The organism is Nostoc sp. (assembly GCF_036917555.1).
In the GTDB taxonomy this organism is placed as follows: Bacteria; Cyanobacteriota; Cyanobacteriia; order Cyanobacteriales; family Nostocaceae; genus Nostoc.
In genome coordinates this window covers 44739-68883 of sequence record NZ_JBALDD010000055.1, presented here as the reverse complement: position 1 = coordinate 68883, position 24145 = coordinate 44739, and the positions used below count along the sequence as shown (strand labels likewise).

Annotated in this window: 28 protein-coding genes; 18 read left to right on the top strand and 10 right to left on the bottom strand. The window is 40.3% G+C overall.

Annotation, left to right across the window (positions count from 1 at the left end):
* The first annotated feature begins 16 nt into the window (after nt 1-16).
* From V7K60_RS21290 to V7K60_RS21235, 12 genes are all read left to right on the top strand, one after another.
* Nucleotides 17-967 (top strand): AAA family ATPase, encoded by a 951-nt coding sequence (locus V7K60_RS21290; RefSeq protein WP_292870726.1) that lies wholly within the window; start codon nt 17-19, stop codon nt 965-967.
* A gap of 423 nt (nt 968-1390) precedes the next feature.
* Complete coding sequence (locus V7K60_RS21285) at nt 1391-2101, top strand: response regulator transcription factor (RefSeq protein ID WP_334928085.1); 711 nt, start codon at nt 1391-1393, stop codon at nt 2099-2101.
* 27 nt (nt 2102-2128) lie between these two features.
* Nucleotides 2129-3982 (top strand): CHASE2 domain-containing protein, encoded by a 1854-nt coding sequence (locus V7K60_RS21280; RefSeq protein WP_334928083.1) that lies wholly within the window; start codon nt 2129-2131, stop codon nt 3980-3982.
* Between the two features lie 160 nt (nt 3983-4142).
* Entirely contained in the window at nt 4143-4799 is a 657-nt protein-coding gene (locus tag V7K60_RS21275; RefSeq protein WP_334928081.1) for a DUF928 domain-containing protein, read from the top strand.
* A 186-nt stretch (nt 4800-4985) separates the two neighbouring features.
* Nucleotides 4986-5198, top strand: coding sequence for a hypothetical protein (locus tag V7K60_RS21270; RefSeq protein ID WP_334928113.1), 213 nt, complete (start codon nt 4986-4988; stop codon nt 5196-5198).
* Nucleotides 5134-5304 carry a two-partner secretion domain-containing protein gene (locus tag V7K60_RS21265; protein WP_334928079.1) on the top strand — a complete coding sequence of 57 codons (171 nt, stop codon included), beginning with the start codon at nt 5134-5136 and terminating at the stop codon, nt 5302-5304. The genes V7K60_RS21270 and V7K60_RS21265 overlap by 65 nt, the downstream gene beginning before the upstream one ends.
* 133 nt (nt 5305-5437) lie before the next feature.
* Nucleotides 5438-5770, top strand: a complete 333-nt coding sequence (locus V7K60_RS21260) for a hypothetical protein (protein ID WP_334928077.1) — start codon at nt 5438-5440, stop codon at nt 5768-5770.
* Nucleotides 5771-5910: 140 nt separating this feature from the next.
* Nucleotides 5911-6894 carry a hypothetical protein gene (locus tag V7K60_RS21255; RefSeq protein WP_334928075.1) on the top strand — a complete coding sequence of 328 codons (984 nt, stop codon included), beginning with the start codon at nt 5911-5913 and terminating at the stop codon, nt 6892-6894.
* Nucleotides 6895-7002: 108 nt separating this feature from the next.
* On the top strand, nt 7003-7941 hold the full coding sequence (pip, locus tag V7K60_RS21250) for a prolyl aminopeptidase (RefSeq protein WP_334928073.1): 939 nt from the start codon (nt 7003-7005) through the stop codon (nt 7939-7941).
* Nucleotides 7942-8231: 290 nt separating this feature from the next.
* Nucleotides 8232-9047, top strand: a complete 816-nt coding sequence (locus tag V7K60_RS21245; RefSeq protein WP_334928071.1) for a class I SAM-dependent methyltransferase — start codon at nt 8232-8234, stop codon at nt 9045-9047.
* A gap of 131 nt (nt 9048-9178) precedes the next feature.
* On the top strand, nt 9179-9814 hold the full coding sequence (locus tag V7K60_RS21240; protein ID WP_334928069.1) for a DUF4232 domain-containing protein: 636 nt from the start codon (nt 9179-9181) through the stop codon (nt 9812-9814).
* Nucleotides 9815-9920: 106 nt separating this feature from the next.
* Entirely contained in the window at nt 9921-10712 is a 792-nt protein-coding gene (locus tag V7K60_RS21235; RefSeq protein WP_334928067.1) for a GH25 family lysozyme, read from the top strand.
* Nucleotides 10713-10812: 100 nt separating this feature from the next.
* Here V7K60_RS21235 and V7K60_RS21230 read toward each other — a convergent pair whose 3' ends face one another.
* The 6 genes from V7K60_RS21230 to V7K60_RS21205 all read right to left on the bottom strand — a co-directional run bounded on the left by V7K60_RS21230 (nt 10813) and on the right by V7K60_RS21205 (nt 15724).
* Complete coding sequence (locus V7K60_RS21230) at nt 10813-11250, bottom strand: NUDIX hydrolase (RefSeq protein WP_334928065.1); 438 nt, start codon at nt 11248-11250, stop codon at nt 10813-10815.
* A gap of 295 nt (nt 11251-11545) precedes the next feature.
* Nucleotides 11546-13630, bottom strand: a complete 2085-nt coding sequence (locus V7K60_RS21225; protein ID WP_334928063.1) for a glycoside hydrolase family 10 protein — start codon at nt 13628-13630, stop codon at nt 11546-11548.
* A gap of 12 nt (nt 13631-13642) precedes the next feature.
* Complete coding sequence (locus tag V7K60_RS21220) at nt 13643-13777, bottom strand: hypothetical protein (RefSeq protein ID WP_334928061.1); 135 nt, start codon at nt 13775-13777, stop codon at nt 13643-13645.
* A 40-nt stretch (nt 13778-13817) separates the two neighbouring features.
* Complete coding sequence (locus V7K60_RS21215; RefSeq protein ID WP_334928059.1) at nt 13818-14390, bottom strand: HdeD family acid-resistance protein; 573 nt, start codon at nt 14388-14390, stop codon at nt 13818-13820.
* 506 nt (nt 14391-14896) lie between these two features.
* Nucleotides 14897-15448, bottom strand: a complete 552-nt coding sequence (locus V7K60_RS21210; RefSeq protein ID WP_334928057.1) for an alpha/beta hydrolase — start codon at nt 15446-15448, stop codon at nt 14897-14899.
* A gap of 60 nt (nt 15449-15508) precedes the next feature.
* Entirely contained in the window at nt 15509-15724 is a 216-nt protein-coding gene (locus tag V7K60_RS21205) for a bromodomain-containing protein (RefSeq protein ID WP_334928055.1), read from the bottom strand.
* Nucleotides 15725-16753: 1029 nt separating this feature from the next.
* Here V7K60_RS21205 and V7K60_RS21200 point away from each other — a divergent pair.
* The 3 genes from V7K60_RS21200 (at nt 16754) to V7K60_RS21190 (ending at nt 18694) form a co-directional block, all read left to right on the top strand.
* The gene (locus V7K60_RS21200; RefSeq protein ID WP_334928053.1) at nt 16754-17197 is read left to right on the top strand and encodes a pyridoxamine 5'-phosphate oxidase family protein; all 444 of its coding nucleotides are present in this window, start codon (nt 16754-16756) and stop codon (nt 17195-17197) included.
* 189 nt (nt 17198-17386) lie between these two features.
* Nucleotides 17387-17782, top strand: coding sequence for a ChaB family protein (locus V7K60_RS21195; RefSeq protein ID WP_334928052.1), 396 nt, complete (start codon nt 17387-17389; stop codon nt 17780-17782).
* A gap of 336 nt (nt 17783-18118) precedes the next feature.
* The gene (locus V7K60_RS21190; protein ID WP_334928050.1) at nt 18119-18694 is read left to right on the top strand and encodes a DUF411 domain-containing protein; all 576 of its coding nucleotides are present in this window, start codon (nt 18119-18121) and stop codon (nt 18692-18694) included.
* 40 nt (nt 18695-18734) lie between these two features.
* Here the strand turns inward: V7K60_RS21190 and V7K60_RS21185 are convergent, their stop codons facing one another.
* Nucleotides 18735-19679 carry a tetratricopeptide repeat protein gene (locus tag V7K60_RS21185; RefSeq protein ID WP_334928048.1) on the bottom strand — a complete coding sequence of 315 codons (945 nt, stop codon included), beginning with the start codon at nt 19677-19679 and terminating at the stop codon, nt 18735-18737.
* Nucleotides 19680-19926: 247 nt separating this feature from the next.
* Complete coding sequence (locus tag V7K60_RS21180; RefSeq protein WP_334928046.1) at nt 19927-20319, bottom strand: hypothetical protein; 393 nt, start codon at nt 20317-20319, stop codon at nt 19927-19929.
* 514 nt (nt 20320-20833) lie between these two features.
* On the opposite strand from V7K60_RS21180, the gene V7K60_RS21175 reads away from it, so the two are divergent.
* A complete protein-coding gene (locus tag V7K60_RS21175) occupies nt 20834-21250 on the top strand; it encodes a KTSC domain-containing protein (RefSeq protein WP_334822634.1) in 417 nt (138 codons plus the stop codon).
* Nucleotides 21251-21505: 255 nt separating this feature from the next.
* Nucleotides 21506-21991: a molybdenum cofactor biosynthesis protein MoaE gene (locus V7K60_RS21170; RefSeq protein WP_334928044.1), complete on the top strand. Its 486-nt coding sequence runs from the start codon at nt 21506-21508 to the stop codon at nt 21989-21991.
* Between the two features lie 198 nt (nt 21992-22189).
* Here the strand turns inward: V7K60_RS21170 and V7K60_RS21165 are convergent, their stop codons facing one another.
* Nucleotides 22190-22630 (bottom strand): VOC family protein, encoded by a 441-nt coding sequence (locus V7K60_RS21165; RefSeq protein WP_334928042.1) that lies wholly within the window; start codon nt 22628-22630, stop codon nt 22190-22192.
* A gap of 103 nt (nt 22631-22733) precedes the next feature.
* On the bottom strand, nt 22734-23147 hold the full coding sequence (locus tag V7K60_RS21160) for a GNAT family acetyltransferase (protein WP_334928041.1): 414 nt from the start codon (nt 23145-23147) through the stop codon (nt 22734-22736).
* A 150-nt stretch (nt 23148-23297) separates the two neighbouring features.
* Between V7K60_RS21160 and V7K60_RS21155 the strand changes: the two genes are divergently transcribed.
* Complete coding sequence (locus V7K60_RS21155; RefSeq protein WP_334928039.1) at nt 23298-24053, top strand: dienelactone hydrolase family protein; 756 nt, start codon at nt 23298-23300, stop codon at nt 24051-24053.
* Nucleotides 24054-24145: the final 92 nt, after the last annotated feature.

The following is a 24145-nucleotide window of genomic DNA, read 5'->3' as shown; positions in this document are numbered from 1 at the left end:
TTTATCAATAAAAAATATGAGCGAAACACATCCTATCTTAATTCGTCTTGGTCAAGGTCTTAATCAAGTAATTGTCGGACAATCTAGCTTAATACAGCAACTTTTAGTAGCGCTGCTAGCGGGTGGGCACGTAATTTTAGAAGGAGTTCCCGGAACTGGTAAAACCCTATTAGTAAAAGTGTTAGCGCAGTTAATTCAAGGGGAGTTTCGCCGGATTCAATTAACACCAGATGTTTTACCTTCAGATATTACTGGTACCAATATTTTTGACTTGAATAGCCGCAATTTCACTTTGAAAAAAGGGCCAATATTTACTGAGGTACTGCTAGCGGACGAAATCAACCGTACTCCGCCCAAGACACAAGCGGCGCTGCTAGAAGCGATGGAAGAGATGCAGGTAACACTGGATGGTGAAAGTTTACCTTTACCAGATTTATTTTGGGTAATTGCGACACAAAATCCCCTGGAATTTGAGGGTACTTATCCTTTACCAGAGGCACAGTTAGACAGATTTTTATTTAAGCTGGTGGTAGATTACCCCGATCAAGCTGCTGAAAAGCAAATGTTACTCAATCGTCAGGCGGGTTTTGCAGCACGACGTTTAGATATTAGCCGTTTGAAACCAATCGCAACAGTAGCCGACATTTTGCAAGCACGACAAGCTGTCAAAGAAGTTAAAGTATCAGAAGCGATCGTTGATTATTTGTTGGCGTTGGTGACAATATCACGTCAATATCCTGATTTGACTTTGGGTGCATCACCCCGCGCTACCGGTGCTTGGTTGCAGACATCTCAAGCCCTAGCGTGGTTAGCAGGAAGGGATTTTGTAACGCCAGATGATGTAAAAGCAGTTGCATCACCGTTACTACGTCATCGTCTCATATTGAAACCAGAAGCGATGCTGGATGGTTTACAAATGGATGCGGTAATTGCGTCGGTAATTAATCAAGTACCAGTTCCGAGATGAAAAAATTAAACCTATTGCGTAAATCGTAAATGTAAAATTTGCCCTCATCCCCCAACCCCTTCTCCCAAAATTGGGAGAGGGATTTAAGGTGAGGGCTAATTAGTTATGATTTCGAATCCAAAATCAGATCGCACCTCTAGGTTTGCACTTTTCTGCATAGCTTCAAAATTCATCTCCAATTAAAATAAGCGCATACTTCAATGAGTTAGGGCTAAGAAATACAAGATATGACCGAAAACGCAAAGGATACAAGCCCCTAAATTTATTTATGGGGATTATTAATTTTGAATTAGGAGCGTACCCCTTTGGGGAAGCAAGCTACGCGCAGCGTCTCGTAGAGAAGCGACGTGACTCTCTAGCTAAACGTCAAAGACGAAGGAAATTTTCATAAAGCTTAAGAAAACTTTGAATTTGGATGAAAATATGGTAGGAATAAATTTAAAAGAACATCAAGTTTATGGATATTTACCAGTGGAAAAAAAGCTGGGTATTCTTGTTGTAGATGACCACCAATTAATTTTAACTGGTACCCTCGATGTCTTAAGTCGACAGTATCCCGAAGCTGCTATTATTAAAGCTCAGACGGCAAAAGAGACACTTTCTCAACTTCAATATTGCCACTTTGACTTGATTGTGATGGATTTATCAATTCCCGATCGCCAAGGGGAGACAGCAGAAATTGATACCGGAATTAAGCTGTTGCAAACTTTGCTCCAAGAATATCCCCATCAGAATTTCATGGTACAAACTAGTTATGTGAAGGCGTTAATTCGGATCAAACACGAGATTGATAATCATCAAGCTGGATTTGCGATCGCAGATAAAGGATTACCCGAAGATGAAATGCTAATGCGGGTTAATTTGGCCCTTCATGGTGCAACTCACACCAAAGATATTAAAACGGGAATTGAACTCAAACCAGAATGGTTGGAGGTGTTGCGGTTGGCTTTTGAAGAGAGTTTGACAGATAAGGCGATCGCTGAACGAATGTATAAATCAGAACGAGCAGTACGTACTTACTGGACGAAGATTCAGGATGTGTTGGGAGTGTATCCTGAAGACTGCAAGCAAAGTGGTAAGAATATGCGAATTCAAACTGAAATTCGTTCCCGTGATGAAGGTTTAATTGATTAATCCAAGGAAAATTAATCTAAAAGCTAGATGAAAAGGAGAATCTGGAATCGCATTCGCCTAGAATTTGGGTTGTGGTCGCTGGCTGCACCTCCTGGAATCGTGGTACTGGTTGTAGTCATATTGATACGTATAACAGGAGGAATGCAATCTTGGGAATGGATGTTCCTTGATACCATGTTAAGTCTGCGTCCAGTAGAAAAACTTGATGAACGTATAGTAATTGTGGGTATCGATGAGAAAGATATTGAATGGGTTAAGCAATATCCGGTTCCAGATGAGAAGATTGCAGAGTTACTTATCAAGCTGGAAACTTATAAACCGCTAGCTATCGGGCTGGATATCTTCAAAAATGTTCCTGTTGAACCTGGTAGCAAAAAACTAGCGCAGGTATTACACTCAAATTCCAATCTTATTGGGATTGAAAAAATTTTACCACCCGAAGAAATTTTACCACCCCAGAGTTTACCAGCAGAACGCGTGGGGTTTGCCGATTTACGTATAGATAAAGATAGCAAAAATCGACGTTATTTGTTGTATACAAAGAGTCCTAAAAAGATCAACGAAACTAAAAAATCTTTAGCATTGCAGTTAGTTACTAAGTACTTAGAGTCTAAAGGAATTAAATTAGAAAATGTAAAAGATGACCCGAATACAATATTTACCCCGAATTTTGGCGGATACGTTGGTGTTGATGATGGCGGATTGTCAATTTTGATTAATTTTCGCAATAGCGAACAACCTTTTAATGTTGTGACGCTACCCGATGTTCTTAATAACAAAGTTGATGCAGAATTATTGCGCGATCGCATTGTGTTAGTTGGCAACCGCAATACGAGTACAGGCGATATTTTTTATACATCTGCTTTGCCAAACTTAAAATTAAAAGGTCAAATTTATGGCATAGACTATCACGCTCATGTTATTAGTCAAATCCTGAGTACAGTCATAGATGGCCGTCCTATGTTGAGCAGTTGGGAAGATATTGGAGAGTATACATGGATATTAGTTTGGGGTTTTTTGCCGATGATTATTGGACGGCTGACCCAATCTGTTTGGAAAAATTTACTGTATGTGGGTGTAGCGGCATTTTGCTTGTTTAGTTGCGGGTATGTGATGTTGTGGGTTTGGGGTGTATGGATTCCTGTAGCACCCAATTTACTGATATTAGCCGTAAATGGGCTTGGCTTGAGTGCTTTTGCGTTCTACCAGCACGATAAATTCTTGCGATCGCAAATTAACGAACGTCAAAATACAATTCAACACACTTTTACCGTAATTCATAATGGCCCTTTGCAAACTCTTGCTTATGGATTAAAGCATCTGCGTGCTAAAGATATTCCCTACGAACAACTGGTTGGGCAATTTGAAAAACTCGATCGAGAAATTCGGGAACTTGGCGAATTTCTCAAACTCGAAGCATTAACCACAGAAGAGAGTTTGCGTTTAGGTAGCGGATTAATACTCGAATTGAAACGACCTCTACACGATTTATTGTATGAAGTTTATTCAAGTACATTAGAACGTAAAGATTTTGAATATTTTCAAACATTAAAAGTAAAAATTCGCAATTTTGATCCAATTGATGATAAGTATTTAAGTATAGAATACAAACGGGGAATATGTCTGTTTTTGGAAGAAGCTCTATGTAATGTTGGTAAACACGCTCAAGGAGTTAAGCGCGTTCAAGCATCAGGTGTTTATAGCGCAAATAAATACAATTTATCTGTGAAAGATAACGGTTGGGGCATTAAATCAAAAGTAGAAAATAAAGGGACAAAACATTTTAAAATGCTTGCTAAACAATTAGGAGGAGAGTTTCGCCGCGAATCGCTTTCTCCACGTGGGACTATATGCGAACTTAGTTGGACACCTATGAAGTAATTTTAAGAAAGAATAAAGGCGTTAATCGCCAGAATTCTGAATTATTCAAAAGTTTTAGATAAGCATACAATTAACAGCATTTACCATGAGTCATCAACATTTCATATTTTGGCAAAATAAGTGCAGACTTACAAGCTTGGTTGTAGGAGTAGTTTTTCTTTTGACCGCAGTCCCGGCATTTGCTCAGTTTAAACCACGCGATCCCAAACCAGCCAGCGGAAATACCCGTCCGGGTGGTTCGCGTGGATGTTCAACTAGCGGCATACCACTGACACAGCTTGCACCTCAGACATTTATCGGTAAAACCGCTTCTAAACGTCCAATGTTAGCTTGGTATATGTCAAGTTCTCAAAATGCGCGATTCCAACTGTATGAATTTGATTCAGCCAACACCGTTAAAAAAATTGGGCAAGTTAAAGAAATACCCACAACAATCGGGATTAACAAACTAAAACTTCCCCTCGATTACCCCGAACTCACAGTCGGTAAAACATATTTATGGCAAATTGCAATTGACTGCGAAAACGACACGATTATTAAACGTGCAGAATTTACCGTTATCAATCTTCAATCACTTGCTAAAAATCGATTTACTAGCATTCCAGAAAGCATAAATTATTATGCTGAAAATGATCTGTGGTATGAAGCCCTGGAAGAAGCATTAAAAGCAACTGGTAATGGTAAACTGGGGCAAACTGGGGCAACTTTAGTTAAAGAACTTGCACAGTCAGAAATGCTTATCGGTGATGGCGTAGATCAAAAAAATATTCAGCAACGAATTGAATATCTCCAGAAAATTGCCAGCGAAAGAATATAGCAGTTTTCATTTTGATGCAACACACTCTCACCTCACTCCAAACCTCTCTTATAAAAGGAGAGAGGCTTTGAATCTTACTCCCCTTCCAGCAAAATTTTTCTGATTCCCTCTCCTCTTAGGAGAGGGCTAGGGTGAGGTCTGTATTAAACAACTAAAACCACTATAGAAATAGTAGGCAGAATAGAAATGGTGAAAATTTGGCCGATTGCTGTCACAGGATGGCTAGGATGCGTGGTAGGTATTGCAGTTTCTATTCATCCTGCTTTTGCTCAGTTAACTCCCGATAACAGCCTGGGAAAAGAGCGATCGCAAGTCATTCCTATTAATACAAATAATGACCACATTGAGGGCGGTGCGGCTCATGGTGCTAACCTATTTCACAGTTATTCAAGATTTTAACGTGGGTGAGGGTCAAGGTGTTTATTTTGCCAATCCAGAGGGAATAACCAATATCTTTTCTCGCGTTACTGGTAGTAACTCATCAAATATTTTCAGGAAAATGTGAGGATCAGGTAGGGAATGCAGGTAATATCACCATTAATGCCTGTGAAACTATTAATATAAACGGTTTTGGTAGGGTTTTTATTGAACAATTAGGAGAAGGTAAATTACCCACCCGTATTAGTAGTGACGTTAGTTTGGATGGCGTAGGTAAAGGTGGAGATATCTGCATCAATACCAGAGAATTATTCTTAAACAACAAAGGTCAAATAAGTGCTGATACCCTTGGGCTGGGTGATGGAGGTAATATTTTTATTCAAGCAGCAGAAAAAATTTACCTCAGCAATACTAATAATATTGATTTCACTAAAATTAGTTCTACTGTTCTTGATAAAGCCAGAGGTAATGCTGGCAGTATCAACATTCAAGCTAGAGACTTATCATTAGATAATGCTGCAATTAATAGTTACACTTTTGGGCAGGGAAATGCTGGGAATATATCGATTAAAGTTGAAGATACTTATCTTTAAATAATCAAGCATCTTTTAGTAGTGCAACTTTAAAATTAGTAGGTAAGAGTGGAGATATTGAAATTCAGGGGCGTAATTTTTCTTTAGCCGATGGTACTGTTCTATATTCCACTACTGCTGATAAAGGCGATGCTGGAAATGTGCTAATTAATGCTACTGGTGACATTTCTTTTACAAATGGTTCTAATATCAATGCTGCAACAATTGGACAGGGAAATGCAGGTAACGTCACCGTTAATGCTGGCGGTAAATTCTCTCTTCAGGGGACAACTCCCAATGGTTTAAACTTTGACACTGGCATCTTTAGTATAGTCGCAATAGATACAGGATTCACAGGTAAAGGTGAAGGCGGCAATATTAACGTCACAGCCCGTGATTTATCTCTCAATGGTGCAGCTTTATCTGCTAGTAGTCAGGGAGATGGAATTGCTGGGAATATTAACATTAATTCAGGTACTGTACAACTAGATAATAAAGGAATTATTGCTGTTGCAACTACCTCTGGTGATGGTGGAAATATTAACTTAACCGCTACAGATTTATTACTATTGCATCGTAACAGCAATATCACTACAACTGCGGGGTTAGCCAAATCAGGTGGTGATGGCGGTAACATCAATATAGACTCAAAATTCATTGTCGCCAGCCTTGAAGAAAACAGCGATATCAGCGCCAACGCATACACTGGTTCCGGTGGAAGAGTGCAAATTAACTCCCAAGGAATCTTCGGTATCGAAGCATGTCCAAAACCAACCGAAAAAAGCGATATTACTGCAAGTTCTGAATTAGGCGTTTCAGGTACAACAAATATTAACGCACCCGATACCAGTTACATTCTAAACAGCTTCACCGGATTACCCCCAAACGTCATCGACACTAATGCACTTATCGCTAATAGTTGCGTTTCACGCAGTCTTAAACAAAAGGGTACATTCTTTATCACGGGTTCTGGTGCTTTACGTAGTAGTCCGGGGGATGGATTAATTTCAATCTATTCGACAGGTGAAGTACGTAATGTTGAACCAACATCGCAGACTTGGAAAAAAGGCGATGCAATAGTTGAACTACAAGGGCTTTATCGACTTGCTGATGGACGCTTGGTACTCAGTCGAGAATGTCAGTGAAGCAATTTTTAGATGAAAGGACGGTTATAAGCCACATTTTACAGAAGCGAAGTTGTTTTACCAAAATATAGCGATCGCCATGACAACATTACTGATAAAATATGCAAAATGCGAGAACTTTACCCAGCGATCGAGCCTTACTTAGAAGGTAGTTTACAAGTTTCCGACCTTCATACTATCCATTTTGAAGAGTCAGGAAACCTGCAAGGTCAACCCATCGTTTTGCTGCATGGGGGCCCTGGTGGTGGATGTCCAGCTTTTTATCGGCAATATTTCCACCCAGAAAAATGGCGGTTAGTGATGTTTGACCAGCGCGGTTGTGGTCAAAGTACTCCCCATGCTGAATTACGAGAAAACACCACTTGGGATTTAGTCAGTGATATCGAAAAACTGCGCCAACATTTAGGTATAGAAAAGTGGGTGGTTTTTGGTGGTAGTTGGGGTAGCACTTTATCATTGGCCTACAGTCAAACCCATCCCTCTCGATGCACAGGATTAATTCTGCGTGGGATCTTCATGCTGAGACAAAAGGAGTTGCGCTGGTTCTACCAAGAGGGTGCTAGCTATATTTTTCCTGATGCTTGGGAAGAATATCTCAAACCAATTCCCATAGATGAACGTGATGATATGATCGCAGCATATTACAAACGCTTGACCAATCCAGATTTAGAAATTCAATTAACAGCAGCGCGTGCTTGGTCAATTTGGGAAGCTAGTACCAGTAGACTTTTCTTAGACCCAGAACTCATGCAAAAGTTTGGTAATAGTGAATTTGCTTCCGCTTTCGCTCGGATTGAATGCCATTACTTTATGAATAAAGGATTTTTGGAAACAGAAGATCAATTACTCTTAAATGTAGACCGCATCCGCCATATTCCGGCTGTAATTGTTCAGGGACGCTATGATGTAGTTTGTCCAATGATATCAGCTTGGGAATTACATCGCGCTTGGCCAGAAGCCGAATTTATAGTGGTTCCTGATGCCGGACATTCGATGAGTGAACCAGGAATTTGCAGTGCTTTGATTGAGGCAACAGATAATATTTAATTCGGTTGAATACTTAGCTTGGGGGATGGGGAGTTTGCCAAGCGAGCGGATGTAAGACAGGACTTACGCAAAAAACCTCTCTAACTCTTATTCCTCTGTGTTCTCTGCGTTCTCTGTGGTTTGATTTTGCGTGACCTGTGCGTAAGTCCTATAGACTAAACCCACGACAAGGCAATCCCAATCTTTTGAGGGTCTTGCAAACAGTATTGCGACAATCGATATTGAATTGGTCTTTTATCCACGAGACTAAATAAAATGAAGTTGGACTCAAAAGCTGATAAAACTAGCTTATGCAAGACTCTAAACAAGAAATAAATGCCAGAGCTTCTATAGATTTAGAACAGCGAAGAAATTGGTATTCTCCCGTAGCTGATATTTATTACAACGCCAGACCACAATATCCAAAGGAATTGATCGAGCAATCTGTCGTTTTAGCCCAACTTGACTCAGATGCATCGATTCTTGAGGTCGGTTGTGGTCCAGGAAATGCGACGGTAGCTTTTGCTCAATTTGGTTTTTCAATGACGTGTATTGAGCCAAACCAGGATTTTTGTGGTTTAGCACAACGCAACTGTGCAACCTATCCAAACGTTGCAATCTACAACACCTCATTTGAGGAGTGGGAACTGGAAGCAAAACAGTTCAATGCCGTTCTATCTGCTAATGCCTTTCACTGGATACCGTCAGAAATTCGCTATGCCAAGGCAGCGAAGGCATTATGCGACAACGGGTTTCTCATCCTGCTATGGAATCTCAGACCTGAACCGAAATACGAAGTTTACCAAGCGATCGAGGAAGTGTATCAAGCCTATGCTCCCTCACTTGTCCGGTATGAAGGTGCAGAAACTCAAGCGGAAATTTTGAGAGGGTTTGAACAAGATATTCTAGACTCTGGTTATTTTAAGGAGTTGGTGACTGAGCAAATCGCGTGTGAGGTTACGTACAGCATCGATGACTACCTTAAGCTATTAAATACCATGAGCAGACTGGAGCCAAAGGCGAAGGAGTCGCTATTTGCAGGATTGCGGGAAAAGCTGAGGAACTTTGGAGACAGTGTACACCTCTCGTTTCTTTCTGCTGTTCACGTTGCCCGAAAAGATGGATAAGCTGTTGAATTCGTTATGTAATGACGCAGCAGAACATGTCATTGGAGCAGACGTGCATAACCCTTGTGAAATTGGAAACTTATACTGTATATGAAGCATCAGTGTAAGTAGTTCACTACAAAAAAAGAGATATGCGAATTCTATCTATGGAAAGCAGTCTGTTATTGCTCCTGACTGCGGTGACAACTGGCTGTGTCGGTTCTTCCTCTGTTACCAAACAGACACAAGCTTTACCAACAATCACTGAACAGCCGACGAAAGAAGCTGTATTGACCTCAACACCCGCACCGACTGAAAAAACTACAGAGAATTCTACCCCTGAAGCCACTACTGCCACAAATCCGACGCGCTGTGAAACTAGTCAATTGTCAGTGCGCCGAGTCTCTGAAGATGCTGGCGTTGGGAATGTTGCAATTACCTATAACTTCACCAATAACGGCTCATCCCCTTGCAACCTCTACGGTTATCCAGGATTGGGACTACTGGATGTAAAAGATCAACCTTTGCAGGGAATTAAAGTTATTCGCTCCCAGGACACTTACTTTTCGAGTAAGCAACTTCGACAACAAGTAACTTTAGCTCCTGGAAAACAAGCCTCATTTCAGATAGCATACAACCACATTAGTTCCCCAGAGAAAAACTGCCCAATGTCTAGTAAAATTCAAATCACACCTCCTAATGCTTACGAGCACTTTACCCTTACAGAACAAATCAAGCCTTGTACAGGCAAAGTTAGAGTGACTCCAGTACGAGCCGCTAACACTTAACCCTAGTAAATTTCTGTAATTTACTCAAAGACCCAGAAAAAGCATAAATTTAATCAAAGCCTCTGATAAGTTCAAGATTGTACTAATCAAAAAGGTTAAAAATTTTATGGAAGGAATTGATGTTGCTGATCAAGACGGCAGAGTAGATTGGACGGCAGTAAAAAACTCTGGTAAAACTTTTGCATTTGTCAAAGCTACAGAAGGAGTTAGCATCAAAGATTCTGCTTTTGCTCATCACTGGCAGACTATGAAAGCTGTTAGTATTATTCGGGGTGCTTATCATTTCTTTCATCCCCATACATCTGACCCGGTTCAGCAAGCGAAGGAATTCTTAAAAACGCTGGGGAAATTAGAACCAGGGGACTTACCACCAGTCCTAGATGTAGAGGTAACTGACAAAGTAAATAGCCAAGAAGTAATTAAGGCAGCTAAACAGTGGTTGGCAGAGGTAGAAAAAGCCCTTCTACAACAAACAAAAAAACCAATTAAACCAATTATTTACACCTTCCCCAGCTTCTGGACAGAACTTGGTAATCCATCTGATTTTGCTAATTATCCGTTATGGATTGCCCACTACGGAACTAGAAACCCAACTATTCCTGGTGCTTGGCAGGGACAATATTTAATCCATCAATATGAAGGTGATATATCTGGTGTAACTGGTGTTAGTGGTCGAGCCGATTTGAATAGATTTAATGGATTACAGCTAGGAGATTCTGGGCTGAGAGTAAAACAATTACAACAGCAATTAAAAGATATTGGATTATATACTGATGCCATTGATGGGCGTTTTTCTGAGTCAGTTAAGAATGCAATTGTTAGTTTCCAAACATCTAAAAAATTGCAGGCTGACGGAATTGTCGGTATAAAAACTTGGGTAGCTTTACTATGGATTTGAGTAAGTAGGTGTGAATAAACAAAGGTTTGCAGCCGTTGACTACAAACCTTTAATTAATTTTTGTATTGTATAATATAGTTTAACTTATTGCGGCAATTACTTAATATCGTAATGCACAAAATTGAGATTTGACCTGGAAAAAACCTTTAAGGATTCGTTTGAGTGAATTAAACTTAACCCGCCTGATAGCTTTATTCACTTCTACCCACTGCCGTTTTCTTTTACTTGCTTCAGGATAATCTTCACTCAGCATATCGACTGATAGTAAATACATCTTGACGCAGTAAATTTTGCCTTGTTTGCGGTACTTGTAAGTTCCCAGTTCATTTGCATCTACTTCCCCAATTATCCCTGCTTCTTCCCATGCCTCTTTTGCTGCTGAAGCAGGCGGACTCATGCCATTAGGAATATCTCCTTTCGGAATCACCCAATGTTGAAAGTCACGGGTTGTAATTAGTAAGATTTCAACTTTACCATTGTTCACTCTGTAAGGAATCACCCCAGACTGTATAAACACTTTATTGGCTTTTTGACTCATGTAATTTACATCCTGTACGTTCTAGCTTTTTTGTACAATGTTTACTTCAGAAATTCTAGAGCTGATACCGAATAAATTTTGGTTAATCTTAAGTTATGAAAAGGTTAAAAATTGCTTTTTGCTTATAAGAGTTAATTATTCAAAAAATTTCCAGCATAAGTGTTTGAGCGGGTGATGATGGTTTTAATGCCGCAGTTACACTATTATTGTCAGACTGGTTTTATCTTGAAGAGTCAGACACTTATTCGTCAGTTGTATCCATAAAAGTTACCCTGAATCTGGGCAGCACTTTTGTTCAACTAACTGTAATAACTGTTCCCACACTCTCGTTGGCCAATCTATCCACTGCACAAACGGCATAGGTTCCCGCTTGTTGGACGGTAGCAAAGGTTGTGCCAGCAGACAAAATTCGCCCAATTGTCCAAGTATCGCCACTCAGCCGATAAAGTGTCCAGGAACGAACTGGCTGATTATCTCCAGGCTGCCAACTCAGTTTGCGGTTATTGACTTGTAGTCCAATGGGTGGAGATGGTGGTGTTGTATCCTGCCAAGGCAAAGTTGGCGGTAGCGCAGGTTTATTATAAAGCAGACTTTGAAATTTATCAGCAATGCCCTGACTATTTTCTGTCAAAACACTGAGATTAAAGAAGATATTCCCCAATGATAACTGTCCAGCTTGGCTACGACTAATTTTCACCTGCTTTTCAATCTCATCACTCTCCCGACTCTTGTTGCTTGGTTCTGTCAAATTGTTACCAGCGTAAACGTGTCTTTGCTTTGTGTTTACCTGTGTCCACCACTTTAGCAACGCTGGATAACTTTGTTGTGGTTGGTCTGTGCGCCAGTAAAGTTGAGGAGCGATATAATCAATCCAGCCTTCTTCTAACCATTTCTTTGAGTCAGCATACAGCACATTGTAAGCATCCAATCCAGTAATACCAGCGGGTTGTCCGGGGCGATAAATCCCAAAAGGACTGATACCAAATTTAACGTCGGGTTTGGTTGTTTTAATCCCCTGCCAAAGGCGCTGTACCATTTTGTTAACATTGTCCCGTCGCCAGTCGCCAAGGCTGAGTGTACCACCAGCTGCTTTATATGCAGCGTAGGTTTTATCATCGGGGAAAGGTTGTCCCTCAATGGGATATGGATAGAAATAATCATCTAAGTGAATGCCATCAACATCGTAGCGCTTCACTACATCAAGAATTACGTTATACGCCCTATCCTGAACTATTTTTAGTCCTGGGTCCATCCAACGTTGTGTTTTCCACAAATAAACGCTTTCTGGATTGGTAGCTGCTATGTGGGGACGGACTGTTTTAGCTGGGTCGGTGGAGGTGCTAGCACGGTAAGGGTTAAACCAAGCATGGAGTTCAAGATTGTGCTTATGACATTCTGCGATCGCAAACGCTAAGGGATCGTAAAATGGTTCTGGTGCTTTCCCTTGAGTTCCTGTAATCCAAGCACTCCAAGGCTCTAATTTAGATTCATACAAAGCGTCTCCCTCTGGCCGCACCTGGAAAATCAGGGCATTGAAGTTTAGCGCTTGTAATTTAGTAATAATCTCGGTAAGTTCAGCTTTTTGTTGAGCAACAGAAAGTCCCGGTTTGGAAGGCCAATCACCATTCCACACAGATACTACCCATGCTCCCCGGAACTCCCGGCTATGATTTACCCTAACGCTACCGACAGATGTGGGTGTTGGAGTTGGTATTGGAGTTGGAGTTGGTATTGGAGTTGGAGTTGGTGTCGGTGTCGGCGTTAATATTGGCGGCTGTACTAGGTAACTAAACGCAATTTTTTCTGCCTGACCTAAATACACCAAGGCTTGATAAATAATCACTGCCACATCTGCACGGGTAGCTGCAAGATTAGGATTGAGTAATTTAATATTTGGAAAACTAACCACCAAGCCAGCGCTGGTGGCAATAGCTACATGATTTCTACCATACTCAGGAATCTGAATAGAATCTTGATAAATTTGTGAGAGTTTTGAGAGGAGGTCAGGTTTTACCTTGGTAGCAATTTCTAAGCCTCCTACCAAGGAAACCAAGACTTCTACTCTAGTAATTCGGTTAGCAGAACGGAAAGTTTTATCAGGAAACCCACTAATAAATGCTTTTTCGTAAGCTGTTTTGATGGCGGCTGCTGCCCAATAATTTGTGGGTACATCAACAAAGGGAACATACTGCCGCTTCTTGGAAACTATCCCAAATGCGTTGGCGATAATAGCGGCAAATTCAGCACGGGTAAGTGAATTATCGGGGCGATAAGTGCCATTAGGCAACCCATTGACAATACTGCGTTGGGCTAAGGCTGTAATAAATGAGCGTGCCCAATGGTTTTGAATATCCGAGAATGGAGTAGCAATAGATACCATTGTTAATTGCAGCTAGCTGGCCTTGATTTTTATTTCCTTAGTTAATTTAGCAATTTTGTTGGCGTAGGCATAGCCAATCGTAGGCATCACTGCTGCAATGTCTTGTAAACTTTGACTACTCAAGTTTGGGAATGGGGCATTGGGCATGGTTTTTCTGCTTGTCCCCCCATCTCCCCACTCCTATCTACTAACTAGCGTTTGCAGTTTGGTCAGGAGGATTCGAGGTAGAACGCGCATTCAACGCCAGCATTACGCGTGAAATGCCGGTAAAAATAATGCTGACACCAACTAATGTTCCAATTAACCAGGGTGCATTGAAAGGCCACTGGAACCAAATCATTGCACCTAACACGAGGGTAATAATGCCATTAGCTAATGGCCACGTCCAGTTTTCTTGTGGACGTAACTTGAATGCCAGAATTAACTCGAATGTGCCTTCAGTCAACAAAAATGTGCCAAGTAACAGAGTCAATGTAAGAACACCCGTGTAAGGGTAAACAAACAGCATAATGCCGGTTGCAATATAAAGCCCGCTCAAGAGAAGTTTCCAAATAAAACCTCCTTTCTCGCGGGTTTGAGTGGCATAGACTAGTTTTGTAAATCCGGCGAAAATCAAAATCGCTGCAATCCAAGTTTCGGCGAATATAGTGGCGAAATTAGGCGCTGCGATCGCAATAACCCCTAAAATACTCAGGATAATACCACTTATCAGCGACCCATTAACATTCTTCTTAATATCTTTAGAAACATCGGTTGTCATAAAAATCTTTTCCCTATTCTTAGACTAAACTCTACATTTAGGTTAGGGAATTTCTACGTAACAGGGTATGAACCCTAAGATAGACTCATTAGTATTAACTTAATCCTCATGATGACTAAAATTCATAATTCTTGAGACACTAAACCAATCACCTTATGACAAATCCATTGTCTGTAAGTAACCTTTATATAGCAGTTTTCATTTATGTGAGGTACACACGTAGGGGCACGACACATTGATGTCAACTTAACGTGAGATGGGCGGTTATAAACCACACGCTAGGTACTTTAAGTCGGGCATTGCCCGCCCAACGTACTGGCTCGTCTACACAAACAAAACCCACCTCCGTGGGTTTCAAAACTTTGATTTTCCGTTAGTCTGCGGCGGCGAACGAGAGCCTATGTAGGCGCGAATTCCATGAGCCTTGGCTTAAGTTGACACTTATGGGCACAACATATTCCCTACACCTTGCGATCTAACGTTGTACTGCATCTGAATGGGAACTGCTATAAGAGTTCTGCAAGATTGCTTAGGCGTTCATAAACAGAGATGAGACGATCTCCTTCAAGTTCAACAGAAGTATTTGGATAATTTTGAATGGCTCCAAGTAGTGTAACTTCACCATTTTGTTTAATAGATGCACTTAAAGCGCTTCGCAGTGCTTGCTGATCTAGTTGTCCTGCGGGAGGGTGAACTACTTCACCGATTTGGTTAACTAAAATTGGCCCTGCCCAACTAGACAGTAAGCTATTTAAAAATGCAGCATCAGCTTTAATTGGGGCTTTCAGTGCCTTACGAGCTACTGCGGGGTCTTGTTGCGCCGCCTGTAAATAAGCCGTTAATGTTGGGGTAGTCTTACCAGTTTCTGTAAACTGACTTAATTCTTCAACAGATATTTGCCCCTGAAAAGTACCATACTTTAAAACAACTTGCTCGGCAGCATTAGCGTTAGTAGTTGAGAATAGAACAATAGCGCCTACACTTAGAGCTACTGTCTGAGTGAGTAACTTAGTAAATTTTTTATTGTTTAATCGATTGAAAAGTTGATAAATCTGCATTTTGGTAAACTTGATAATGGTATGGAGTAGACATAAGCAAAAAATGCCTATGTCTTAAGATTAAATCTTGGCATTAGTCGAAGCTGCATGAGGTAGTATAGATTGATCTTCGTCTAAGGTTGATGCCGGTACGCCCAAATGCTTCCTTGCAGTTTCTTCCGCTAGCTTTCGATCTTGCTCGTTCTCAAACTGACTCTCATCTAATAAATGAGGATTTTTTGCTGCTTCGTCTCGGCTTGGCCGATAACCATTTTTCCACCTGTACTTCCAGTCCATAATTTGAAAGGCAGATATACTGCAATTTGATTTCCTAGTTGTTTATAGTAGATGCTGAATGGAAAATGATACTCCTGCTATGGGTTGAAGAGGCTCATTCAGAAGGTATAAATTTAACATTCTAGAGTAAGAATACTTCGCTGCGTAAATTTTAATACTTTAATACGCAAATAACAAGTTATGAGTGGCGATCGCTATTGCTGTGACATCTAAAATTTCACAGTCGCATAATTTTTTTAAGCAAAATATTTTATACTAAGCAGGTCAAATTAAATCTAAAAAATTAATAAAGTTATTGAAATTATGCAGTAATGAAAGAAGCTGAATTAATTTTATTTTTAAAGTACGATCGCCCCACTAATCGTTGGCGATGAGCTATGTCTTGGCGAAGCGATCGCAATTCTAAAATCTGGTTTTGATTGTTATCAATAATCTATTAATTCACTTTCAACAAACATCAATTTTATCTGAAGCGATTATAAGCAGTAATTTGCCTATTAAAATCATATTTATTTACATCAACGGTACTGATAACGAGACTAAAAATTATAATTAAAAAATAATTTTATAATTATATAACGTAGCTAATCGTTAGATTCATCAGCCTAAAGTTATAAAAAACTTTGAATTGATCTGGGTGCAAAACTGATAAAGTTTATGTCTAAATAAATAATGCAGACTTAAGTTTACTATGCCTACAACCGACAGCAGATTTCAAGTTGATGAGGTACACAAGCTAAGTCTGTTACCCAAGTATAAAGTGTGTTTTACTCCTGTTAGTGCAGCAGGGCGTAACCCATTTTGAATTCTGAATTATGCTGTATGTAAAAAGAAACAAGTGGATCTTAAACAATATCTCTATAGATATAACTAAAAAAGCTAATTTTATTATAATTACACCTTTAGGCTCACGCAATTTAAACTAAAAAGGTTAATACTGAAAAATAACTTTATCAGCATTAAATCTGGTTATAATCAAAAATTACAGCCCAGACAACAAATAGATAAATAGAGAAAAAAGTACAAACAATGACAACTTCTATAGACCGCGAGCAACAGATTCAAAAACTGCATGAACTAATCAAAGATATTGATTATGGTATGTTTACCACAGTCGATGATGATGGCAGTTTGCATAGTTACCCCATGTCAAAGAGTGGTGAGATTAACTCTGATAGCATACTCTGGTTCTTTACTTATGCTGGTTCCCATAAGGTGACTGAAATTGAACACTATGAGCAGGTCAATGTTAGTTTCTCGTCATCCGAACAGCAGCGATACGTTTCTATCTCAGGTACAGCACAACTTGTGAAAGAGCGCAACAAGATGCGACAGCTATGGAAACCAGAACTTCAAACCTGGTTTCCTAAAGGACTAGACGAACCTGATATTGCTTTGCTGAAGGTAAATATTAACCAGGTTAATTATTGGGATAGTGCATCGAGTTTCAAGGCACAAACAATTAGTCTTTAAGTAATTAATAATTCGTAATTCGTAATCCGTAGTTAATAATTAAATTACGAATTATTTAAGACATGTAATTGTTAGACGAAATTGCGACAGTTTTCAGCGGTATTGATTCGCTGAAAGTACTGCCTCAAAATTGAGCGTAGGCGTAGCCCGCACTTCTACTACGAGACGCTGCGCGAACGACAAAGCTCAGTGACCACCGCAGGCATCGCCTGTGGTTTCCAACCAATACAAGTGTTGCGCGATCGCTGTTACCAATACGCCGCTGAGAAAGGTTTTAAACTCTTCAAAACTTCCAAAGATTTGATACTGATGAAGGCAGAATCAAACATGGCTTTCCACCCCAAAGTAAAGGACAAATATGAGACTGGGGAAATAAAAGTTATGCCTTATAAAAAAATTGCAGACTTACCAGATTCAGTCAAAGAAAACTTACCCAAGCACGCCCAAGAAATTTTTCGGGCTGCATTTAACAGCGCTCAAGAACAATATGGTGGAGAAGAAAGTGCCTTTCGAGTCGCTTGGGGTGCGGTAAAGCGCGATTACGAAAAAGGCGATGATGGACATTGGTACAAAAAGCCGGAATAGAAGTAAACTAGCCACCAAAATATTAATCACGGGACGATCGCCTCAAAAAAAGCGTAGGTGTAGCCCGTCGTAGACATCGCTCCATTTGTTTTCATGAAAATATGATGACTAATAAGGAATCGCTTTTGCTTGATAGGATATAGTACAGTATTAGAGATATGAGCAAAAATGAATGTAGAGACGTAGCACTGCTATGTTTCTACAATGGTTTTAGATAACACATATTTCATTTTACTCATATCTCTTTTATGTAAAATCGTAGTCTTTTTAAACGCAGAGGGGTGCAAAGTAAGCGCAGAGTATTTTGGAAGCAATATTGTATTTAGGAAGTATCAGATGTCGCACAAACAATTGATTTATTGCTGGCAAAAATGGTTACTTCCCATATTGATGCCTGCCACTGTGCAAATAGTGGTTCTAACATTAGGGGTGTTGAGCATCTTGGGAAGCACTGCTCCGATGAGTCATGCTCAAGCTGTTTTTACCAGTAGGCACATTCAGGAGCAACAGACACCATCCAAATCAACAGTGTTAAATGCCACTGTATATCACAGTCCCGATTGTAACTGTTGTGGCGGGTGGATTGAGCACTTAAAGGCACAGGGTTTTAAAATCACGAATTTTTCTACGCCTGACATCGAAACAGTCAAACAAAAGTACAACGTGCCGGATAACTTATCATCTTGCCACACAGCAATTGTTAATGGATATGTCATCGAAGGACATGTCCCAGCTGATGATATCAAACATCTGCTTCAAGAAAAGCCAAATGTTGTTGGTTTATCTGTTCCTCAAATGCCTGTAGGCACTCCTGGAATGGAGATGGGGAATCGAAAAGACCCGTTTTCTGTGTTTTCTTTTGATCGCAATAACTCAGTTGCAGTATTCAATAAGTATAGTGGTGAGTCCTGAGTGAATTAAAAGGGTCTTTTAACTCGGAACTCACCACTGTTCATTTAGAACCAGTTTTGATCAACTGCGACAAATGACTTAACCATTTCCTCAACCAGAAGGTAGATGCTGCGCTTGCAACATTTTGAGAAAGAAACTCAATGGCATGGTTACAATCTTGCAGGCTGGCATCAAGTCCCATTGCATGATAAATTTCACCAGCATTGCAAAAGGCATCCATCGCTTCTGATTCTCGATTGATTTTTTCTAACACCAAACCCAAATTAAACCAGGTGTTTGCTTCCCCATTTCGGTCATTAAGATCCCTTCTGATCTCTAATGAATGCTGATAAAACTCAAACGCCCTTTGGTACTGTCCCAAAGCCTTATAAGCACCGCCTAATCCACTCAAGGCCATGCTTTGACCATTGCGATCGCTGATGAATTTTGCCAGCCCTAACCATTGTTGGTAAAACTCAATTGCTAGTTGGTAAGATCCCAATGATTCATAAGTATTGCCCAAACTTCCCAGGCTTATGCATTCCCCAGTCCAGTCACCTGTTTTCTTCGTTATACTCAACCACTGCTGATAAAACTCTATCGCTTGCTCATACTTACCCAGGTATTCATAAGTATTACCCAAACTTCCCAAGCAAATACCTTCCCCAGTGCGATCGCCTATTTTCCTGGTAATACTTAACCACTGGTGATAAAATTCAATCGCTCGCTGGTATTTTCCCAGTGATTGGTAAGCGTTACCCAACCCAGATAAAGATTTGGCTTCTTCTAAGCGATCGCCTATTTCTTTAGCTATATTTAACCACTGCTGATAAAACTCAATTGCTAGGTGGTACTCGCCTAGTGACTGGTAAGCATTGCCCAAACTTGCCAAAGAAATGACTTCCCGATTGCGATCGCCTGTTTCTCTGGCTTTTTCTAAACACCGCTCTTCAAACTCAATGGACTCAATATTATTTAGTCCCCCGGATCTTATTACTTCTGTCATTCTCTATAGAAATAGAAATTTTTGCTCGATAAGCTGTTGATTATACAATTTTCTGTGGCTTTAGCACAGGATAAATGTAACTTATGTCAAAATATAGAAATTATTCTTCAATATCAAGCTTTCTTATATACTTTTCATACGCAGCGATCGCTATGTATAAAAGGCTTTTATTTCTTTTTGATAACAAGCATACAAATATACCATGCTGAAAAACTTAGCTTTCTCAAAATATATAAGACAAACCAAATTAATCAGCAGCAGCATAATCTGGCAATACGTTGAGTTCTAAATTCACAGCACTTAGATAATTTTGATCGTTTAAAACTTGTGATGGTAACTTATCTGCATTCACAGCAGCTTTAACCAAATCTTTCGCAAGAATATTTCTATTTTTAGTTTTAAGTACTAGCGCTTCTCCGCTAGGAATACCGTGTTGTTGCAAACCTCCTTGATAAGCAAAAGTAACTAGATTTAAAGGCTGGAGATAATTTACAGAAGTCGAGTTAGTGGATAAATTGTTAGAGTTCACAGCTATTGTTTCACTGTTATTGGTAGTAGCTGTTTGAGCGCCAGCGATTCCAGGTACAAGAGTAATAGAAGCAAAAATAAGTGCAGAATTTATTAAGGTAGCAAGTTTCATAAGTTATACTTAGGTAAAATGCGATTGGTATTCTTTAGTAATAGAATCCTCTTTATTATTAATCTCAGCTTCCTTCAGTCAGGTCATCTGATCGGTTGATCTATGACTCACCCAAAAGGGTGAGCTAATTGAGTGATACAAACAGCAATGAAAGCTCAGTTAAGTCTAGACACAACAAAGATTGGTTAAAATTTTCAAGTACTTAATTGAGGCGAGTTGAACATTTATGCAGTTTTTCAATTCGCCTCTTGAGTTCCCTTAACAAAGCAGAGATTGTTGCGACAAGTGACTCAAATATGCCCATTCACCCAAGCCAAATCGTAAGTATTTCCCCAGATGTCAGAGAAAAACACTGCGTGCTGCTTTGCTAAAGCGTCTCTACATACATAAAATTCTCTCTCCAGAGAAAAACTTGACATTTAAGTAATTTTTTAGTATAAATGTACTATAAAAGTGCTTAATGTTGCATAAAACTTTACCACTCCCGACACGCCAATAGGAGAGTAGAAAATAAATGAAGCTATCTAAGGTAGACTTGAGCAGTTTAGTAGCGATCGCTCACTCTGATGGATATTTGCAGTTGTTGCTCGACCGAGGCCATGAACTAGAGTTTTTGGAAATTCCGGCCCCGATACAAGCTTATGAAGGATTGCAAGAACTGAACGAGGCGATTGCCGAAACGACTGCATTACCCTTTGAAGAAGAACCAATTGTCATGCTACCAGTTGTCTCATCAATGGCTATGGCTGTAGGCTACGATCACAACGAACAGATTTTGCAAGTTGAGTTTCAAAGTGGAGCGGTTTATCAGTACTTGGGCGTAGACGAGGATACTTGGGAAGATTTACATTCCTCTGACTCAATTGGCAGCTTTTTCAATCAAGAGATTAAAGGTAGATATGATTGCGATCGTCTAGATTGTCCAAAGTAGATTCACTTTGGTGTAATGCTTCTTGTACCTACTTGTACTCCTGTTTGATGCTTGCCAGTTCAACTAAGTTCAGTCGGCTCTCTAGTTGTCTAACTACCACGCGGCTAAGAGTTTGCAATGCTTCCACTTGTTGGGGATTGATTTGGTGTGGTACGCGATCGACTATACACAGAGTCTTGATCGCTTCTCCTCCCGGTGCTAAGTAATGCTTTCTTCAGAGACAATAGAAAAAACCTATATAATATCAACGCAGTTATGACAACCACACTTGCCTCTGCTGTTAAACCAAGATCAGAAGATAGTTTTGCCATTACCTTTGCGCCATTATCTCTGGAAGAAATCTACACCAAATCTGACGATCCAGCCAATGGTGCTGTGGTTGTGATGAGTGGTATGGTTCGCAATCAAACCGATGGTAAACCTGTGATTGCTCTAGAGTATCAAGCTTATGAACCGATGGCATTGCGGATATTTTATCAAATTGCTGCTGATATTCGCTTATCTCTGTCTGATGTGAATCGAGTTGCGATTTATCATCGCGTTGGACGTTTGCAAGTTGGGGAAATCAGCGTTTTAGTAGCTGTGGGTTCTCCTCATCGGAGTGAGGCGTTTGAAGCTTGCCAATATGCTATTGATACCCTCAAACACAATGCCCCTATATGGAAGAAAGAACATTGGGAAGATGGTTCTAGCACCTGGGTAAGTATTGGTGCGTGTGAAACATCAGGAGAAAATTGTTGATTTGAAGAGGAATTTAGAAATCAGAATTTAGGAGTTAGATTGACAAAATCTTCACAAGCACAGGTAAACTGCTATGCCCTTTTTTGAAGTCTATTGAACTCATCGACACCACTCACCAAAAGCTTGAAAACCCCATAACTTCGCTGACTGGTGTCGATTGTTTCCACAGTAAGGGTTTCAGGCTACAAAATCGATTACTTATTGAGAATTGATTGATGGTTGTTGATAATTTGAAAAGTGGTGTCGATTTTGTTGCTGTGCAAAAGTACTCTTAACGAACTCTGCAATCTCTATACGATTCCCACCGGGATCTCGGAGGAAAAACCGCACGCATCCTGGAAGTGGTCGTTGATCGGGAATAATTTCTATCCCATGCTCTTTTAGGTGTTCTTCAAAGGCGTTCAAGTTATCGACTTGGAAACAAAAATGCCGTCTAGATGCTTGGTTATTGGCGTTTTTCTCTCTACTAACGTGTAGTTCAATGTCTCCCAACTTGTACCACGCTCCTGAATCATTTTTGATGACATCAGGTCTGGCAATTTCAGTCAGTCCCAAAACTCCGCTGTAGAAAGATAGCATTGCTTCCTCCACTTCAAAAGGATAGGTTACTTGAATATGATGAACTGCATTAAGCTTCATAAATTTTTCTCCTAATTTGGGTTAAATTTGGTAATGCTACAATCACCTTTTGCCGTAATACTGGCGTATTTCTAAAGTTTTTCTGTTGCAACTCACCAAACATCTATGCAACAAGCTTTCCCATACTGATGCGTTCATCTACGAGATAGCCAAGTTTTCTATAAAACTCAACTACTTCTGCGTTGGAGACACGAACTTGGAGATTGATTTTGAGGCATCCCATCGCTATCAATACCTTCTCTGCGTGCTGCACTAGCTTGCTACCAATACCCTGCCGTTGATACTGAGGACTGACCGCAACTGTGTATAGCCAACCGCGATGCCCGTCATATCCTACCATGATAGTGCCTACAATTACAGAGTTAATCTCAGTAACGAAAAACAACTCAGGCTGTACAGCAAGCTTCTGACTGATTACCAATTTTGGGCTACTGTGCGACGGATTATTAGGAAACACCTCATCCCACAAAGCACTGACTAATTCAGCATCAGATTCTTGATATGGTCTTATATTCATCTACATCTCTAAATCAAAGGACTTGCCTTTGCACATTGTTTGTGAAATACTACTCTTAAAACTACGGCAAATCGATATATTTTAAGTAGTATTGCACAAAAATTACGATAAAACATCGTGTCCTGAAAGCAATTACAGGCTAATCCTAAGATGACAAACACAGAAATTCGCACTACTCAAGTTAAAGTCCCTAACGGAGATTTGCAAATTGATGCTTACTTAGCTGAACCAGCAAAAGAGGGAACCTTCCCAGCCGTGATTGTGATTCAGGAAATTTTTGGGGTTAATATTCACATTCGGGAAGTTGCTGAGAAATTTGCCAAAGAGGGGTATGTAGCGATCGCCCCGACTTTATTTCAACGCACCGCCCCCGGTTACGAGGGTGGCTATACCCCTGAAGATATCCAGCAAGGAAGAGGGTATAAGGAGCAGACAACAGCAGAGGAAATATTGAGTGATATTAAGGCTGCGATCGCCTACTTAAGAACCTTACCAAATGTGCAAGGAGATGCGATCGGCTCCATTGGTTTCTGCTTTGGTGGTCATGTCGTTTATCTAGCTGCCACCTTACCAGATATTAAAGTTACAGCTTCCTTCTATGGTGGCGGTATTCCCAACTCAACTCCCGGCGGTGGAGAACCAACTATCACCCGCACTCCAGAGATTAAAGGCCCCATTTACGCCTTCTTTGGTCTTGATGACCAGGGAATCCCCTTAGAACATACAGAACAGATTGAGGCTGAATTGAAGAAAAATCAGATTACTCATGCTATCTTCCGTTATCCCGGAGCAGGACATGGCTTTTTCTGCAATCATCGTGCCAGCTACAATGCCGAAGCTGCTGCCGATGCTTGGAAAAACGTTCAAGAACTGTTCCAAAAGAACCTTCAGCTTCAAAAAGTCTAAATCTTTAGGTTAGGAGCAATACAACATTAGAGGCGCACAGATGTGCGCCTCTACGACTGAACATAAACCAATATTAGCCAAATAAGTCAAAA

Coding starts and splice junctions, on each gene's coding strand:
- pip (WP_334928073.1), top strand. CDS start 7,003: ATGCGAGAACTTTACCCAGCGATCGAGCCTTACTTAGAAGGTAGTTTA.
- V7K60_RS21245 (WP_334928071.1), top strand. CDS start 8,232: ATGCAAGACTCTAAACAAGAAATAAATGCCAGAGCTTCTATAGATTTA.
- V7K60_RS21230 (WP_334928065.1), bottom strand. CDS start 11,250: ATGAGTCAAAAAGCCAATAAAGTGTTTATACAGTCTGGGGTGATTCCT.
- V7K60_RS21240 (WP_334928069.1), top strand. CDS start 9,179: ATGCGAATTCTATCTATGGAAAGCAGTCTGTTATTGCTCCTGACTGCG.
- V7K60_RS21225 (WP_334928063.1), bottom strand. CDS start 13,630: ATGGTATCTATTGCTACTCCATTCTCGGATATTCAAAACCATTGGGCA.
- V7K60_RS21270 (WP_334928113.1), top strand. CDS start 4,986: ATGGTGAAAATTTGGCCGATTGCTGTCACAGGATGGCTAGGATGCGTG.
- V7K60_RS21175 (WP_334822634.1), top strand. CDS start 20,834: ATGAAGCTATCTAAGGTAGACTTGAGCAGTTTAGTAGCGATCGCTCAC.
- V7K60_RS21180 (WP_334928046.1), bottom strand. CDS start 20,319: ATGAAACTTGCTACCTTAATAAATTCTGCACTTATTTTTGCTTCTATT.
- V7K60_RS21200 (WP_334928053.1), top strand. CDS start 16,754: ATGACAACTTCTATAGACCGCGAGCAACAGATTCAAAAACTGCATGAA.
- V7K60_RS21220 (WP_334928061.1), bottom strand. CDS start 13,777: ATGCCCAATGCCCCATTCCCAAACTTGAGTAGTCAAAGTTTACAAGAC.
- V7K60_RS21170 (WP_334928044.1), top strand. CDS start 21,506: ATGACAACCACACTTGCCTCTGCTGTTAAACCAAGATCAGAAGATAGT.
- V7K60_RS21265 (WP_334928079.1), top strand. CDS start 5,134: ATGACCACATTGAGGGCGGTGCGGCTCATGGTGCTAACCTATTTCACA.
- V7K60_RS21215 (WP_334928059.1), bottom strand. CDS start 14,390: ATGACAACCGATGTTTCTAAAGATATTAAGAAGAATGTTAATGGGTCG.
- V7K60_RS21280 (WP_334928083.1), top strand. CDS start 2,129: ATGAAAAGGAGAATCTGGAATCGCATTCGCCTAGAATTTGGGTTGTGG.
- V7K60_RS21155 (WP_334928039.1), top strand. CDS start 23,298: ATGACAAACACAGAAATTCGCACTACTCAAGTTAAAGTCCCTAACGGA.
- V7K60_RS21210 (WP_334928057.1), bottom strand. CDS start 15,448: ATGCAGATTTATCAACTTTTCAATCGATTAAACAATAAAAAATTTACT.
- V7K60_RS21190 (WP_334928050.1), top strand. CDS start 18,119: ATGTCGCACAAACAATTGATTTATTGCTGGCAAAAATGGTTACTTCCC.
- V7K60_RS21290 (WP_292870726.1), top strand. CDS start 17: ATGAGCGAAACACATCCTATCTTAATTCGTCTTGGTCAAGGTCTTAAT.
- V7K60_RS21160 (WP_334928041.1), bottom strand. CDS start 23,147: ATGAATATAAGACCATATCAAGAATCTGATGCTGAATTAGTCAGTGCT.
- V7K60_RS21285 (WP_334928085.1), top strand. CDS start 1,391: ATGGTAGGAATAAATTTAAAAGAACATCAAGTTTATGGATATTTACCA.
- V7K60_RS21165 (WP_334928042.1), bottom strand. CDS start 22,630: ATGAAGCTTAATGCAGTTCATCATATTCAAGTAACCTATCCTTTTGAA.
- V7K60_RS21205 (WP_334928055.1), bottom strand. CDS start 15,724: ATGGACTGGAAGTACAGGTGGAAAAATGGTTATCGGCCAAGCCGAGAC.
- V7K60_RS21235 (WP_334928067.1), top strand. CDS start 9,921: ATGGAAGGAATTGATGTTGCTGATCAAGACGGCAGAGTAGATTGGACG.
- V7K60_RS21185 (WP_334928048.1), bottom strand. CDS start 19,679: ATGACAGAAGTAATAAGATCCGGGGGACTAAATAATATTGAGTCCATT.